Here is a 16,328-nt window from a genome sequence, read left to right as displayed (position 1 = left end):
CTTCTGGGCCGTTTTTATATAGTATCACCAAGGCTATTTCATCAATTTCTGAGTAAACCCACCGTTTTCAATAGATTTATCTATGGTTTGATTGATTGTTTCCTCTGCCAATAAGCGCAACTTTCCGACATTCCCAAAGAAAGCGGTATCAAATCCATTACCATCAGAGACTTGATAATTATCAAACAACTGAGAAAAGACAACCTTTGAATCTATATTATTCAAAAGTTCCACTCTAATCGAAGCTGTTGCTTCACGGTTTACATATTGGCTTGCATCAACCTTCATTAAAGTCAGCACAATTTGGTAAGGAGCCTGATCATCAGGTGTATACAAGTTACGCTGCTTTAATGCGTCAATATACATACCTTTAATTGTATCGCTCGTGACTGTTTTTGTGCGTAATGTTTTTAAACTTCCGCCCCAACCGTGACGTATTGCACCTAACCAATCCTTATCACTGCCTCTTTCATCATAAACTGTCACTTTATTAATGATTGGCGTTTTCTGAACAATATGATGTCCTTTATAAGTTAAGTTAACATAATGTGTTGAACAACCCGAAAGCATCAGTGTTGCTAATAATATAAGTCTATTTAACATCGACAATGACCAAAATGAATTTTTTAATAATACTATTCAGCGACAGCTAAACATGCGAAGGCATACTTGCTCTGCATATCAGCTGGAGAGTATTTATTTGAATCAATAACATACTTACCGTCAGGCTCTTTAGTCACAAATTGCTGCGTTGTAAGATAAATTGGCCACTGATGCCTACCACCTGGAATAACACCATCGCTAGAGTTGATTGCTGAACTGATCACGCCAGGCGCACCGTATGTGCGTAAGCAAAAATTATTGGCTTGCTTCGGTGTCATTTTAAGTCCTTTTACCACATTCGACGCATCACGAATAATGCTGGGTTCCGCTGAACTAAAGCCTGGATCTTTATCCATTTTTAACTCTTTAAACTCCTCCCATGTATAAGGGCGACGAATTCGATATTTTTTCCCAGATATTGTGACCTTCACTTCACGCTTATAGTTCATGGCAACGCGAGTTTTATCACTATTATCAAAAATCATTCCAGCCGTTAATTTGACGTTACTTTTAACTTCTCGACAAATATCATCACCATTCTGTATTTCCTCATCTAAAGAAATACAAAGAGACACTGGATACAAATTACTAAATGAAGGTTCAAGTTTATCTACACTAACAGGCTTTACCTTATTATCTGTAAAATCTAATTCCATAGCGGAAGTGATCATCTTAGACGCTGACATCCAATATGAAAGCTTGAAGTCTGGGTAGCCAGATAGATGTGGTGTTATCACTCCCCCTTCAATCAGTTGGCCATGCCCTTCAAACCAGGCAATATTTTCTGTTACACACTCCGTATTACCCTGCTCTTTGGCATTGACAGGCGTCACACAAAATCGAATTTTATTGCCTTTACCTTCATCGCTAACCTGCAAGGTATAAGTGCGATCGGAACTAACCGTAGTAGCAACATCATTTTTAATCACACTCCATTCATAACGACTACCTGACTCAGGGTCATTATTTAAATCGTAGTATTTGTATGTACCTGTCAACTTATGTCTACCAAAGCGAACGCCTTCTATACCAGCATTCATCGCTCGAGGAATCGAACCTTTAACGGCCCAAACCGTTCCAGTTGCTGTACAGGTTTCATCACTATTCTTAGGCAAGCCTGTTTGCGCATAGGCCGTTACACACCCTTTTACGCGGTTACCCGCCATGCTTTCATTTAGTGATAAAGAGCGGGTTGTCGCTATTTTCTTACCATCTAGATACCAACCAAATGACACTTTACTCGTATCTTCTTTATCGCTATCACGATCGGAGTAGTCGTAATCTAGGTAAAGTGTTTGACCAACCTCAATCTTGGTTGGCAACGCGGTAATATCAACGTCAGGTCGCTCACCAGTACGTGGTTGAATCACATTTGTTTCAGCAGAACATGCTAGCTTAATGTTCGTTTTTTTATCAAATGCACAGACAGAGATTTGGTGGCCTTCATCATCACTCGTTAGCCAGTATTGCTGTTGAGTGATGCCCTGTATGGCCTTTCCATTTCGGTACCACTGGACACGCGTGTCATAGTCACTGCTATCAAGCACCCAGACATCTAAAGGGGAACCAACAGTATTGTTAGTGGCTGCATTCGGAATCGAGACCTTAGGTGTTTGAGGAAGGTACTTGCTCTCAATAGGTAACGGTGTTGAGCAGGTTTTAGTGCCTTCAACGCGGTTGCCTCGATTGATAGGCTTAACACAGAATCTAATTTCTAGGCCTACCAAATTATTATCCATTGGAATACGATAGGTACTGCCTCTATAAACACTTCTACCATCAATTTCCCAATTAATATCAGAAGCATCCATTTCTTCTGGAGTGCTATTAGATATAAAACTATATGTTCCTTTCAGCTGATCGCCGATTTCAATCACTGCACCTTCTTGATTTTTAAATGAAACATTTATAGCTTCAGGATGTGATGAAATGTCTGGCGAACTAACTCCACCACTTTCACCACCACAAGCAACCAAGGTGGTAGTAAGTAGAGCTGCTAATATTTTTTTGTACATAACAATAAACTTTACTTTCTAAACTTTCCAAAAGGAGTGCGAAGTTACAGGATACCACTCGTATTGTACAGCGTTCAGTATAAATAAAAATTAAAGATATACTTTTCAATTCCATACAAAAAACATGGAAAATGAAACAGAAACAGAAACAGAAACAGAAACAGAAACAGTAATAAACCATCCAGGATGGTCATTCAAGTTGGCGCACATACACATCCAATAAGGACTAAGAAGTCGCAATTAAAAGGAGAGAATGTATATCACAAAGGAGAGCAAAGAATTTAAAATAATATAAACCTTGCTTGCGTAATAACAACAAGCAAGGCTATACATTAATATACTAGGGTGCTAGTGAGACACACATAAATGCATATTTTTTACGTAAGTCCGCAGGAACTGGAGGGGTAAAACCACTATTATCAAGTTGATAATAACCATCAGGCCCTTTAGCTACAAACTCTTGTAGCATTAATTCTGTTGGCCAACTATTACTTAAATCTGACCCTGTAGCAAATTTATTATAAAAGACCGGACTCGCAAGCCCTGTCGCGCCATGCATAAGCAAACAAAATTTGTTCGCCTGTTGCGGTGTCATCTTCACACCTGAATATGACTCTCCAATCAAGTGAGAAGATTCAGCGCTACTAAATTCAGACTGCATATTTTTAGGTAGAGCCTTAAATTCAGACCACGTATGCGGTCGATGTAGCCGATAATGTTTATCAACAACTACTGATTGGTTAATATTAATAGCAGCATGAACGCCCTGCTCGTCTTTCAACCTAATATATCGCGTTAATTTATTGCCTACAGGTATTTCACGACAAACATCATCACTATTTAATAAATTATTATCAAAAGATATACATAGACGCATTGGTCTTAAATTAATAAAGTTTGACAGTGGTGATTCAATCGCTAATGGTGATACGCTATTTGATCTCGTATTTATCGCAAGTGGCAATGCGGTATCTTCATCGCTGGATAACCAATATGCCTGGCTGAACTCTGGGAAACCTTTAAGATTAGCGGTAACTTCCCCCCCCTCTTTAAAATTCCCTTCCCCATCTAACCAAGCAATATCTTCAGTCCTACAACTAGCATACCCTCGAGCATGGCTATTTATTGGTGTCACACAAAAACGGACTTTATTACCCTTGCCTAGATCACCATCCTGTAATCTGTAGCTCTGCTCGTTACTTACCTGTTTTTCTTGATCATTACTAACAATGGTCCATGAATACTCACTTTGAGTTTCTGGATTATTGTTACTTTCAAAGTATCGGTAAGTACCAATTAGAGTTTCCCCTTCAAAGCGGTGACCCGATATAACAACATTAAGCGCGTGAGGGGTATCATTCGGTAACGGTTGAACAGTCACTGCTTCTGTACACGTCACGTCTCCTGCTTTAGGCCACCCCGTTAATGAATAAGGGGTAACACAACCTTTCAACTGTTTATTGACCATAGAGGTCTCAATATATAAGGACTGCGTTTTCGCCACAGGCTGCCCATCTAAAAACCATGAAAATGACGTACTATCGAGATCTTCTTTATCATTATCAAAGTCGAGAAACTCATAATCTAAAAATGCACTTTTCCCTAATTCAATCTGATCTAATAACGGATTGATTATCGCAACCGGCTCAGACCCTGCTGCGCCTTGTATCATATTCGTTTCTTCTGAACATGATATTAATGTATTCGTCACTTGGTTAATAATACATACAGATATATATTTACCTTCATCTGCAACAGTCAGTAAATAAGAGCCACTATTTTCATTAGGTATAATTTGGCCATTTCGTTTCCAACGAAACCCATGCTCATCATCAACGATATCGCCATTTTTATCTATGATAAAAGTTAACAACTCACCACCTACCACTTCAGGGGTGTAAGCATTAGATAATATTTTTACCATAGGAGTAGATGGATCAAAAAAGACAGGTGTTATTAATACAAATTTGGAGCAAGCTTTCTTGCCTGCTTTTCTATCAATACGATTGAAGGGCTTAACACAAAAGCGGATTTGAGTACCAGCAAGACTATTATCATAAGGAATACGGTATTTTAACCCGCGATGAATACTCGTTCCTGATTCTGTTTCCCAAAAACCAATAGAGGCATCCAGCCCAGGGGGAATACTTGCAGAATTAAACGTGTACTGACCAATAACCTCTTGTCCAGATTGGATTCCATTATCGTTGCCTGAACCTTTCAGCGCTACATTGGTCGCTTTGGGTGGTTTCGAGACTGTAATAACATCTGAATTCTCATCGCCGCCACCGCCACAAGCCGAAATAAAGGCAGTTAATAGCAGAGTAATAATGTGTCTATACATATAATTTACTTTTATTTCCATTTTCATAACAGCAAAAAGGCGTATAAACGCCTTCTTAATAAGAAACAACTATTTACCTGTTAGCTAATAACTGCTTACTGACTAGCAGCTATTTTACGCTGTGAATTATATTTATCAATACTTCGATAGTGGGAGGAGCACTACACATACGCAACCAAACTCATTTTTTATGCTTGTTTATTAATAAAGTTTAAATAGATAATTAACATTCAAAGCTTCGTCGGTACTGTTTATATTCTAAAAATCCAATAGCATCAGTAACTAAATGAGAATACAGTCAGCACTCAACAATAAGTGATATCAATCCTACTTGAAGAAAAACAATGTGATTATTTTGTATAATTAATATTGGTAGCGTGTATTGTGAATGTTGGACCCCTTACTATGTATTAGTAAGGAAATTCTGTGGGCATAACCCATGAGACTGGGCTTAGAGACGCCTAATTCTTGCTGATACTTAGACGTCTTTTTTGTTTTATCTAATCACCATAGAAAGTTAGCTCTTTGCCTTGTCATGGTGTTTGATGAGTTGCTTATGCAATAAGTCTTTTAGTTCGACACGCTTGAGTTTTAAATTATGCATACTCAGATCGTCAACAGGGCTACCAGATATCTCCAACTGGCGAATATCGTAATCCAGTTCATGATACAGCTGAAGATCAGCTTTGAATGTTGGATCGTCATGGTTAAGCTGAACAATATCTAATTTAAGGTCCGGAAAATCTAAGATAAAAGCATGGTTTTCATTTAGCATCGGCGTTCCCTCTTCAGTTAGATTCCCCATCAGTATAGAAGTAATTTATTGAAATAAATGCGGTTAATAACACAAACTACGAAGTCGTACTTTCACCTTTCGAAACGTATCACTACCACGTTGACGACCATTTATCTCAATCGTTAACGTAAAATCACATGCATTGGTCGAAGTAATGAGTGATTCAGGTCAAAGAGATTACTACGTTATTAGCTAACGCTTAGATTGAATTAAAGCACTGGCATTAAGCATTGCATCCTTAGTGCAAACATCAATGATAGCGATATTTTTAAAACGCTCTGGCTCTTTTATCGCAACATCGTGGGCAAATATTACTAACTTAGCTCTCGCAATATCTTTTCCAGTGATCCGATTGTTGATCCCATTGGCTCCCTGCGTTTCCACTTTGATTTTTACGCCCATGGAGTAAGCCGCTTTTTCAAGTGATTTTGCTGCTAAAAAAGTATGAGCCACACCTGATGGGCACGATGTCACGGCAAGAATATCAGCTTCGCCCTCTCCCTCCACTGAGCCATGGTTAACAACACCTATTCCTTGATCATCATCTTCAACCACATTTTTTTTCAACGCTATCACAATACAAGCCGTTGTTAGTGCACCAAGTAAAGTTCCAAGAATATAGCCAAGTTTGCCATCGACGACAGGCAACACAATCCATCCGCCCCACGGTGCATGGTTAAGCACATGGAATAAGAAACCCGTGACGTTTCCTACAATACCACCGGCGACAATAGCGGGTAGCACCCGAGCTGGATCCGCTGCAGCAAAGGGGATAGCACCTTCACTAATACCAATCATACCCATGATGCCTGCCGCTTTACCTGCTTCGCGTTCATCACGCTTAAATTTCTTTGGAGATAAAAAAGTCGCCAGTGCTAACCCAAGCGGTGGGGTACAAATGGCAATGCCCACACCACCCATCAACCAAGGCTGGGTATTCACTTGCGTTTGGGCAAATAAGGTCGCGACTTTATTGATAGGGCCACCCATATCAAACGCCGTCATTCCACCTAAGATAGTCCCTAATAAGACTTTACCAGAACCAGCCATTCCTGTTAGCCACTCATTCAAGGTGATCATCGCACTCGCAATTGGAGCGCCAATTAGCCACATGACGGCACCACAGGTCGCAAAAGTACCAACTAACGGGTAAATAAAGATACTACCAAGTGAGCTCATGCTATCGGGGAGTGCGATTTTCTTAAGCATTCGCACCACAAATCCAGCAAAAAAGCCCACCACTATCGCCCCTAAAAAACCAGTATGATAGTGATTAACTGCAATCCAAGAACCTATCATGCCAGGCGCTAAACCGGGTTTATCGGCAATGGAGTATGCAATATAACCACCTAGGACAGCGGTAAATAAGGTAAGCCCTGCAATACCCATTTGGGCGATATCTGCAAGAATACCTGTCTCTGGTAATCCGCCATGGCCCGACATCATCACCGACAGCGATAACAAGACGCCACCTGCGACGATGAAAGGGATCATATGAGAGGTACCAAACAGCAGGTGTTCTTTTATATGGGCTAGATGTTGTTTGAGTGGGCTAAGTGGCTCTGCGGCAACAAATGCTGGCGGAGCTAAAGAAACGGGATCAATATCGATTAAGAGATCGAGCACCTCTTCAATTGACACAGCTGCCTTTAACTTGGTGACAAAGTTATCTTCAATCAATTTACTAGAAAGCTGAGCTAAAACTTCAATGTGATGATGATCATGCCCATCTGGCGATGCCAGCATAAAAAAGACATCCGACAACTCACCGTCTTCAGCCCCATAATCGATCCCAGCACGACTAATCCCAACCGCTACGGCAGGCTTGGCAACCGCATAACTTTTCGCATGAGGAATAGCAATCCCTTCTTCAAAGCCCGTATTGCCTATTTCTTCACGCTTCCATACATCCGTCAAAAACTGATCTTTATCAGCAAGCTTACCTGCCACATCTAATAAATCCACCAGCTCTTTAAGCACACCTTCTTTCGTTCGCGCCTTTAGATCTAAGCAAATAATCTCTGGTTCTATCAGGTCTGTTATATCCATTTTATGCCCAAATTACCCTTATATGCTCAATCAAAATTTATGCTGTTACTTAGTGCATGCTTACGTCTCGCTTCACGTCTAAGCAGAGTTCCACTCGGGCTTAGGTTAGCGAGGTGATCTTGTGTGTTATATAGGACTAAAACACCATTTACTGGATAAATGTAACCTAGTAATCAAACTGTGATATGGGTCTTTCATTTACCTCATTCAAAATAAGGTATTCCAGATTCCCTGTGCTAATATCCGCAAAAATGGACGTGAGAATACCTATGAAAATTGTTGCTGTCACAGCCTGCCCTACAGGTATTGCCCATACTTACATGGCAGCAGATGCACTAATGAAAGCTGCACCCAAATACAATGTTCAGATCAAAGTTGAAACCCAAGGTGCTATGGGAGTTGAAAACCAACTAACGCCGCATGACATCGCACACGCTCAAAAGGTACTGATTGTATCTGACATCGAAGTTGAACAATCTGGTCGCTTTGATGCCATGAATACTATCCGAATTCCCATTGAAGATGTGCTACTCAACGTTGATAAAGTATTCCTCGTTCACTGCCGCGATTAAGCATTCGATATAGCCAATGAACGAATACCAAATTACTTTTTTTGTTGATGATGCTAATGCCAGCGCTTATGTTGCTCAGCCGCTGAGGCTTCTTGCTAAGAAATTTAAAAGCACTATTCGCATCGTCAACATTACTCGTAACCGTACCGCTAAATTGTCCCAATCTGTCGCCATGCTCCAAGCGGGTTTAGTCAGCGGTGATTTATGTCAAATCACCGCCGTCGGTATTGATGCCGAACTGGCCTGTTTTGTAATAAAAGACATTATTGCAGAGCGTTTTACCTTGATAGGTGCGCACATTAACTATGAATTTTCTAGCCAGCTGACCAAGCGATTACCGCAGATTTGTCCACCTAGCGAGATCAAGTGGCACTATGCCAAAGCCCATACAGAATTAACTAAGTTTGAATGCTTAAAAGGACTGGCACAACTTATTTACCCTCAAGAACCTGACGAGCTTATCTTAGCTTTTATCAAGCGCGAGGAACGATCTTCGACGTGTGTGGCGCCAGGAATAGGCCTTCCCCATGTCATGTTTGCAGATATTGATCATATTTCTGTCGCCGTTATTTCGAGTGAAAGCCCTATTCCTTGGGAATCTAGAATGGGAGAGGTACACCTTGCGATAGCACTGGTGATGCCAGCTAAACCAAGCCGAGAACAAATCATATCTGCAACGAACCTAACGCGTAATCTCTTATGTGATCAGCTGCCTGAGCGCTTACTACGGACAAAAAACTGTATCGATCTACAAGCCTTGCTAATGTATTCCATGTCACGCTTGCTGCCATAATACAGTCCCCCTTTTGCTACAGAGCTACTTCGTTTCCACTCCGTAGCTCTGATGAAAAGCGTCATTCAAGCCTTACTCAAACCATCATTCAAATAGATCCACGGTAGTCTGTTGGCGTGCGTCCCGTCTTATTTTTAAAGACTCGACAAAAGTAGTTCACATCTTTAAAACCACAGCGTAGCGACACTTCATTGAGCTTAAAACTGTACTTTTTAAGCATAAATTTCGCCCGATCAATCCGTACCCAAGTAATATAATCAGCCAAAGTCATATGACCCTGTTGACGAAATAAACGTGATAAGTGATTAGCTGAAATACTAAAGCGAGACGCAATACTGTCACGCGTTATAGGGCGATGAAAGTTTTCCTGGATATAGATACAAATCCCTTGATAAAGATCTTGTACTCGGCTGTGCGATTTCTCGACAGGTGCATCTAACATTGTTTTGCTATATTGCAGCAAGGCTTGTAACAAGAGTTCATCCATTGGCTTTTTAGTGCTTTCACGTGCTAATGAACTTAATGCTTCGAGAATGTTATCGATAGCGAAGCCCGAACGAGTTTGAATGCTGTGCTTTTGAATGTCATAAAAGCTCGCTTCACCTTTGCGCTTACTCACCAAGCTCAACCCAAGCTGGCGACGTCCAAAAAGCATACTTAATACCGAGCAGTTGGTATCCCAGTCAGGCTTATTCCAACAGTTTGGTGGGACAAATATTGCATCGCCCGCCTTAGCCGTGATCTTGGTTATAGCACGCTCATGACTTTCCATTTCATTTATATATTCGCCGTCTAGTACTAACTCTAAGCGAGGAAAATTCACCTGATAGCTAAACTGCGGTGGCGTATGAAAATCACCGGCAAACCAGATATTGTGAAATGGCTCTCGCTCGTTAAGTACAGATGAAATTAAATCATGGAATATCATTAGTTGAACTCTCAATACGCACCTTTGATGCAGCTTTGGTATATATACCTCCAGAATGGATTATTAGCTATTGAGCAAAATCACAATTTCGAATCAAGGTTACAAAAATCCAGCTAAAGACGTAAAATTCTAGTCATCTACTCATACTAAAACCACCTCACTTCATCTGTCAAACCTTGACACCACTGGCCTACAGCATTTCAACACCCCCCTTTAATTGGGTGACAACAAGGTTCATCACGATCAAAATCACACTCCTATCAGGAAGCCACAATCCTCTAGTAAATGGTTTTTTTCTTCACTACAGACTCTGACCTGTAAATCCCAAAATACCCCTAACACAACAATAAAAGTATTAGGGGTTAAACATGATCACCAATTTAATCAACCAAGAATTGATTACACTGGATCTTCAAGCCACTTCAAAAGAAGCGGTATTTAAAGAACTCATTGAGGTTCTTTTTTCACAGGGTCGCATTTCCGACAAAGCACAATTTTTAGCTGATATTAAAGCGCGTGAAGCACAAGGTAATACCGGATTTGAAGAAGGTGTCGCCCTTCCCCATGCCAAAAGCGCTGCCGTTATTGCCCCCGCTGTTGTGATCGGAGTAAGCAAAACAGGAATTGAATACGGCGCAGAAGATGGACTGCCATCAAAACTGTTTTTTATGATTGCGTCGCCAGATGGCGGTGACAATCACCACATTGAAGTCTTGGCTGAGTTGTCATCAAAACTGATTGAAGACGGTTTCATCGACCGCTTCATCAATGCCACTTCTAACCAAGAGGCTTTACAACTACTTCTTGAAAAACCACAGCCCGTCGAAACGACAAGCTCAATTCAAAAGCAAGGCTTTGTCATAGGTGTAACAGGTTGCCCTGCTGGTGTTGCTCATACCTACCTAGCAGCAGAAGCATTAGAAAAAGGTGCGATAGCACTTGGTTACGACATTAAAGTTGAAACCAACGGATCGATTGGGGTTAAGAACAGCCCCACATTAGAAGAAATTGAACGCGCCGACGCCATTATAGTGGCTTGTGACAAGCAAGTTGATTTAACCCGATTTGTAGGTAAGCGATTAATCAAAACCAATGTAAAAGCCCCTATTCGTGACGCCCAAGGTTTAATTACCCAAGCGCTTACAGCACCCGCTTATGAAGCCAAATCAACAACATCTGTTTCCGATAAAACATCAATATCCAGCAAAGCCTCAGAAGCACGATCCGATCTTTACCGTTACTTAATGAATGGTGTCTCGCACATGATCCCATTTGTTGTAACGGGTGGTTTGTTGATCGCACTGGCGTTGGCGATTGGTGGTGAACCATCTGAAGCAGGTATGGCGATTCCAGCTGGCAGTATGTGGAATCAGATCTTAGATGTCGGTGTTGTGGCATTCACTCTAATGATCCCAATCCTTGCAGGTTACATTGCCTACGCGATTGCCGATCGCCCTGCACTTGCTCCTGGTTTAATTGGCGGTTGGATTGCTAACAATGGTTCTTTCTACGGTGCAGAAGCAGGCACGGGTTTTATCGGCGCTATTGTCGCGGGTCTGTTAGTCGGCTACTTCGTGAAGTTTATTGTTTCCATTAACTACCACAAGTTTATCCAGCCCCTTGTTCCTATCATGATTGCGCCGATTACAGGCTCACTCTTCATTGCTGGTCTATTTATCTTTGTTATTGGCGCCCCTATCGCTGATTTGATGACAGGTCTTACCGCGCTATTAACAAGCATGAGCACAGGCAACGTGGTGCTACTAGGCATTGTACTCGGCGGTATGGCTGGCTTCGATATGGGTGGTCCATTCAACAAAGTCGCCTTCTTATTCTCAGTAGGCATGATTGCTAGTGGTCAAACCCAGTTCATGGGGGCAATGGCGTGCGCCATTCCTGTCGCACCTTTAGGCATGGCATTAGCCACTGCGCTAGGTCGTAAGTTTGAACTGTTTGAATCATCAGAGATTGAAGCTGGTAAGGCCGCTGGTGCGATGGGCTTGGTGGGTATCTCTGAAGGGGCAATTCCTTTTGCCGCACAAGATCCACTTTCTGTCATTCCTGCAAACGTACTTGGTTCGATGACCGCAGCTGTGATGGCGTTCTCTTTCGGTATCACAAATAGCGTGGCTCACGGTGGTCCTGTGGTTGCCTTGCTTGGTGCGATGAACCATCCGCTACTGGCACTGATCTGCATGGCTTCAGGCGCAATTGTGACAGCACTAACCTGTGTCGCGCTGAAGAAAATGCGCAAGGCAAAGCTCATCGCTGTTACCGCCTAGAACCTTACTCCGAGTAACTCATCAATGGCTTGAGCTGATGTGCTCAAGCCTATTTCATATTTATCTGAATTCTCATGGTGATCCTGATGTCTGATCTTCTCGCCACTGCGACTGCTTCAACACAAACTACAAGCCACGCAGCTATAAATCCAGTAACGATGACACCAGCAACAGCGCAACTTGCCAAACAACATCAAATGATGATGCAGCTCGCGCTCATTCCCACGCTAATGCGTAAATTTTTCCCGATGACCAACGTCATTCAACACTACGCATGGGGCAGCACATCGTCAATAAATCAACTTTTTGATATTAAAAACCCAAGCGGTGAACCACAGGCTGAAGTGTGGATGGGGGCACATTCTAATGGCTGCTCAACCGTCGGCTATGGCGATTACGCGACCAAGCTTTCAACGTTGATCGATTGTAACCAAACGCTCTTTTTAAGTGGCAGAGTCGCTAATCGTTTTGGTGAATTACCTTACTTATTTAAGATTTTGGCTGCAGAAAAAGCCCTTTCTATCCAAGTTCACCCTAATAAAGCACAAGCCGAACAAGGTTTTGCTTTAGAACAGCAGCAAGGCATTCCTCTTGATGCGGGAAATCGAAATTACAAAGATCCAAACCACAAACCTGAATTGGTTTACGCATTAACCCAATATCAAGCAATGAACGGCTTTAGATCAATAGAGCAGATTATTGCCAACTTTAATCAGCTTGCGATTACCGAATTCGAAACATGGTTAGACGCATTGCAAGCCAACCCAACACCGCAAGGGTTAGCAACGTTCTTTTCTGCATTGCTGTCGATGACAGGTCAAACAAAAGAGCAAGCACTTGCCAAGTTAAGTGACTATGCTCGGCGCTATTCCACGCACTATGTTAAACACTCAGCCAGTCAGTCAGACGCTCCAGTTTTCGCTTTAATTGCAGAGCTAGAGCAGCAATACCCTGGTGATGTAGGATTATTTGCGCCACTACTTCTTAATGTGATCACCCTTCAGCCAGGGCAAGCCATGTTCTTAGATGCCGAAACCCCTCACGCTTATATCAAAGGGACTGGGCTCGAAATTATGGCGAACTCCGATAATGTGTTGCGTGCAGGGCTAACCCCGAAATACATAGATGTTGAAGAGCTGATAGCCTGTACCCGCTTTGATGAAAAGCCATTCGACAGCTTATTGCTACAGCCAAATGAAGCGGATGATATATTGGACTACCCTACCCCTGTCGATGACTTTAAATTTGCCATTATTCAACGTTCACACCAGCGAGTAATGCATACCAATAGTGCTGAGATTTTACTGCCTCTCGACCATAGCATGACACTCACCCACCAAGATGGCGAGTCAAGTGTGATTGAAAAAGGTCAGTCGGTATTCATCCCAGCTTATGCCCAAAGCTATCAAATAGAATGTGCTGGCCGCGTCGCTCGCGCTTATAGCTAAAGCTAATAAAATCAGACACACACTGACTCGTGTTTGATATTTAACCACATTAATCCGGCCTCGCTCATGCGGGGCTTTTTTATTTCTGCGACCAATATAAATAACCAGAAAACCAACGATGTTTACGACTTCCACCGAAGGAGATCACTAATTAATGTGATCTAGTCGATATAAGATTAATGACGTTAGTCACACTTAAAATAGGGTGATACAAAAGTATAGTTGATGGTCCTTTTTTACTATTTCTGATTTTATCATCATGGCTTAATTTAAACGTATTACTTAAATACCTCTCGAGTTAAACATGATCACACAACTAACCAACGTTAATTTAATTAAAAAAGAACTGGCGGCTAATACCAAAAAAGAAGTATTTGCCGAGCTTGCACAAATGTTATTTGACAATAACCGTATTAGCAGCAAAGAAAGCTTTTTAGATGACGTTGAAACTCGCGAAGCCGTCAGCGTGACATCAACTGATGGTATCGCCTATCCGCACTCAAAAAGCAAGGCGGTTATTGAGCCAGCAATCGCAGTTGGCATCAAGGCTGGCGGCATTGAGTACGACGACGAAGATGGCATCAAACCAAGTGTGTTCTTTATGATTGCATCGCCTGATAACGGTGCTGACCACCATATTTACGTTCTTCAGGAATTATTTGGCAAATTCAGTGAAGAATTTATTGAAGATATCCATAACGCGAAAGATGAACATCAAATTCTAACTATTTTAATTAATTCATAAGGCGCAATAATCATGAGTACAATAGCAGCTCAAGCACCTAGTAATAATAGCGATTTTAAAAAAACGTTAAGTATCCTAAAAGGTCACCTTTTATTTGGCACCTCCCACATGCTGCCTTTTATTGTGGCAGGTGGTGTCTTACTTGCGCTAGCAGTAATGGCCTCAGGTAAAGGTGCGGTACCAGCCGATGGTTTTTTAGCTGACATTTCAAACATTGGTATCAAGGGTTTAGTTTTATTCCCAATTATTCTGGGTGGCTTCATTGGGTATTCTATTGCAGATAAACCTGCGCTTGCTCCAGCTATGATTTCATCCGGTATCATGGCGGATATGGGCGGTGGCTTCCTTGGCTGTATCGTGGCGGGTTTCATTGCAGGTGGTGTTGTATTCCAGCTGAAGAAAATCCCACTGTCGTCTAACATGACAGCGCTGGGTGCCTACTTCATCTACCCGCTAATCGGTACGTTAGTCTCTGCAGGGATTGTACTTTGGGGTATCGGCGAGCCAATCAAATTCTTCATGGCATCAATGAACGAATTCCTCGCTTCAATGGCTGGCGCATCAAAAATTGTACTAGGCACGATTTTAGGTGGTATGACAGCGTTTGATATGGGCGGCCCAATCAATAAAGTGGCAACACTATTTGCTCAAACACAAGTTGATACTCAACCTTGGCTAATGGGCGGCGTCGGCATCGCAATCTGTACTCCACCACTGGGTATGGCACTTGCTACCTTCATGTTCAAAAAGAAATTTACTAAACAAGAACAAGAAGCAGGTAAAGCTGCAGCAATCATGGGCTCTATCGGTATCTCTGAAGGTGCAATCCCATTCGCAGCTAATGACCCAATGCGTGTACTGCCATCTATTGTCGCTGGTGGTATCGTAGGCTGTGTGTTTGGCTTCCTAACAGATGTTCTGCTACATGCACCTTGGGGTGGCCTAATTACAGCACCCGTTTCTAGCAACATTCCAATGTATGTTGTGGGTATCGCGCTGGGTTCATTAACAACAGCTCTTATCGTTGGCTTCTGGAAACCCGTTGCACAAGAAGAAGCGGAAGATGAACTTGCTCAAAACCCAACACCTGTCCAAGCAGCACCAGTTGCTGGTGAAGGCGAATACGATGTTGTCGCGGTAACTTGTTGTCCTTCAGGTGTGGCACACACCTTCATGGCAGCGAAAGCACTGGAAAAAGCAGGTGCAGCAGCAGGCATCAAGATCAAAGTTGAAACTCAAGGTCAGAATGGTATCCAAAACCGCATCAGCGACCTAGATGTAGCCAATGCGAAACTGGTTATCTTGGCGCACGACATTCAAGTTAAAGACGCACACCGCTTTGCGAATGCTAACGTCTTCGAATGCTCAACCAAAGAAGCAATGAAAAAAGCGGCTACGCTTATCCAAGGCTAATGTTAATTGGTGCTAGTTGTGACTCTAATAGCCTATAACGAACAAAGCCTATTCATACAATGCTCTGAGTGTAGAGAATAAGTTTCCCCCATATTCTCTATAAACCAAAGGCGCTGAGCAATCAGCGCCTTTTTCTAATATTATACCAACAGCAGCCCACTTAAAAGTTCATGCACTTATACCAAGTTCAATCATCTACCACACAGCCTTCTAGCACATAGTTACCCGCCAAATAGTCTTTTACCAAATAGCCTTCGACCAAATAGCCATCAACATTTGACTAGTTTAATAAAGCACTGACTCTGTTCTTTATATATGAGTATAAAAATAAGTGATAAAC

The 16,328-nt window shown here is 42.1% G+C and carries 12 protein-coding genes; 6 read left to right on the top strand and 6 right to left on the bottom strand.

The features are described from left to right. Positions 1–33: 33 nt before the first annotated feature. The 5 genes from ASV53_RS15815 to ASV53_RS15795 all read right to left on the bottom strand — a co-directional run bounded on the left by ASV53_RS15815 (position 34) and on the right by ASV53_RS15795 (position 7,807). Positions 34–603 (bottom strand): hypothetical protein, encoded by a 570-nt coding sequence (locus tag ASV53_RS15815; RefSeq protein ID WP_094957786.1) that lies wholly within the window; start codon positions 601–603, stop codon positions 34–36. Between the two features lie 32 nt (positions 604–635). Next, complete coding sequence (locus tag ASV53_RS15810; protein WP_094957785.1) at positions 636–2,618, bottom strand: hypothetical protein; 1,983 nt, start codon at positions 2,616–2,618, stop codon at positions 636–638. A gap of 340 nt (positions 2,619–2,958) precedes the next feature. Beyond that, positions 2,959–5,031: a hypothetical protein gene (locus ASV53_RS15805; RefSeq protein WP_141226259.1), complete on the bottom strand. Its 2,073-nt coding sequence runs from the start codon at positions 5,029–5,031 to the stop codon at positions 2,959–2,961. Positions 5,032–5,479: 448 nt separating this feature from the next. Beyond that, a complete protein-coding gene (locus ASV53_RS15800; protein WP_094957783.1) occupies positions 5,480–5,737 on the bottom strand; it encodes an HP1242/YdcH family protein in 258 nt (85 codons plus the stop codon). A 213-nt stretch (positions 5,738–5,950) separates the two neighbouring features. Beyond that, complete coding sequence (locus ASV53_RS15795) at positions 5,951–7,807, bottom strand: fructose-specific PTS transporter subunit EIIC (protein ID WP_094957782.1); 1,857 nt, start codon at positions 7,805–7,807, stop codon at positions 5,951–5,953. Positions 7,808–8,076: 269 nt separating this feature from the next. Between ASV53_RS15795 and ASV53_RS15790 the strand changes: the two genes are divergently transcribed. Both ASV53_RS15790 and ASV53_RS15785 read left to right on the top strand, forming a co-directional pair. Further along, complete coding sequence (locus ASV53_RS15790) at positions 8,077–8,379, top strand: PTS fructose transporter subunit IIB (protein WP_062687852.1); 303 nt, start codon at positions 8,077–8,079, stop codon at positions 8,377–8,379. Between the two features lie 16 nt (positions 8,380–8,395). Continuing rightward, positions 8,396–9,172 carry a PTS sugar transporter subunit IIA gene (locus ASV53_RS15785; protein WP_094957781.1) on the top strand — a complete coding sequence of 259 codons (777 nt, stop codon included), beginning with the start codon at positions 8,396–8,398 and terminating at the stop codon, positions 9,170–9,172. An 88-nt stretch (positions 9,173–9,260) separates the two neighbouring features. On the opposite strand, the gene ASV53_RS15780 is transcribed toward ASV53_RS15785, so the two are convergent. Beyond that, positions 9,261–10,100 (bottom strand): helix-turn-helix transcriptional regulator, encoded by an 840-nt coding sequence (locus ASV53_RS15780; RefSeq protein WP_094957780.1) that lies wholly within the window; start codon positions 10,098–10,100, stop codon positions 9,261–9,263. Positions 10,101–10,468: 368 nt separating this feature from the next. Between ASV53_RS15780 and ASV53_RS15775 the strand changes: the two genes are divergently transcribed. The 4 genes from ASV53_RS15775 to ASV53_RS15760 all read left to right on the top strand — a co-directional run bounded on the left by ASV53_RS15775 (position 10,469) and on the right by ASV53_RS15760 (position 15,988). Then, the gene (locus ASV53_RS15775) at positions 10,469–12,382 is read left to right on the top strand and encodes a PTS fructose transporter subunit IIABC (protein WP_094957779.1); all 1,914 of its coding nucleotides are present in this window, start codon (positions 10,469–10,471) and stop codon (positions 12,380–12,382) included. Positions 12,383–12,579: 197 nt separating this feature from the next. After that, entirely contained in the window at positions 12,580–13,830 is a 1,251-nt protein-coding gene (gene manA / locus ASV53_RS15770; protein WP_439126490.1) for a mannose-6-phosphate isomerase, class I, read from the top strand. A 304-nt stretch (positions 13,831–14,134) separates the two neighbouring features. Continuing rightward, entirely contained in the window at positions 14,135–14,575 is a 441-nt protein-coding gene (locus ASV53_RS15765; RefSeq protein ID WP_094957778.1) for a PTS sugar transporter subunit IIA, read from the top strand. Positions 14,576–14,587: 12 nt separating this feature from the next. Next, a complete protein-coding gene (locus ASV53_RS15760; RefSeq protein ID WP_094957777.1) occupies positions 14,588–15,988 on the top strand; it encodes a PTS fructose transporter subunit IIBC in 1,401 nt (466 codons plus the stop codon). Positions 15,989–16,328: the final 340 nt, after the last annotated feature.

The organism is Photobacterium sanguinicancri (genome assembly GCF_002265265.1).
Lineage (GTDB): Bacteria > Pseudomonadota > Gammaproteobacteria > Enterobacterales > Vibrionaceae > Photobacterium > Photobacterium sanguinicancri.
Note: the sequence above shows the minus strand (reverse complement) of the source record. Positions and strands in the feature narration are given on the sequence as shown.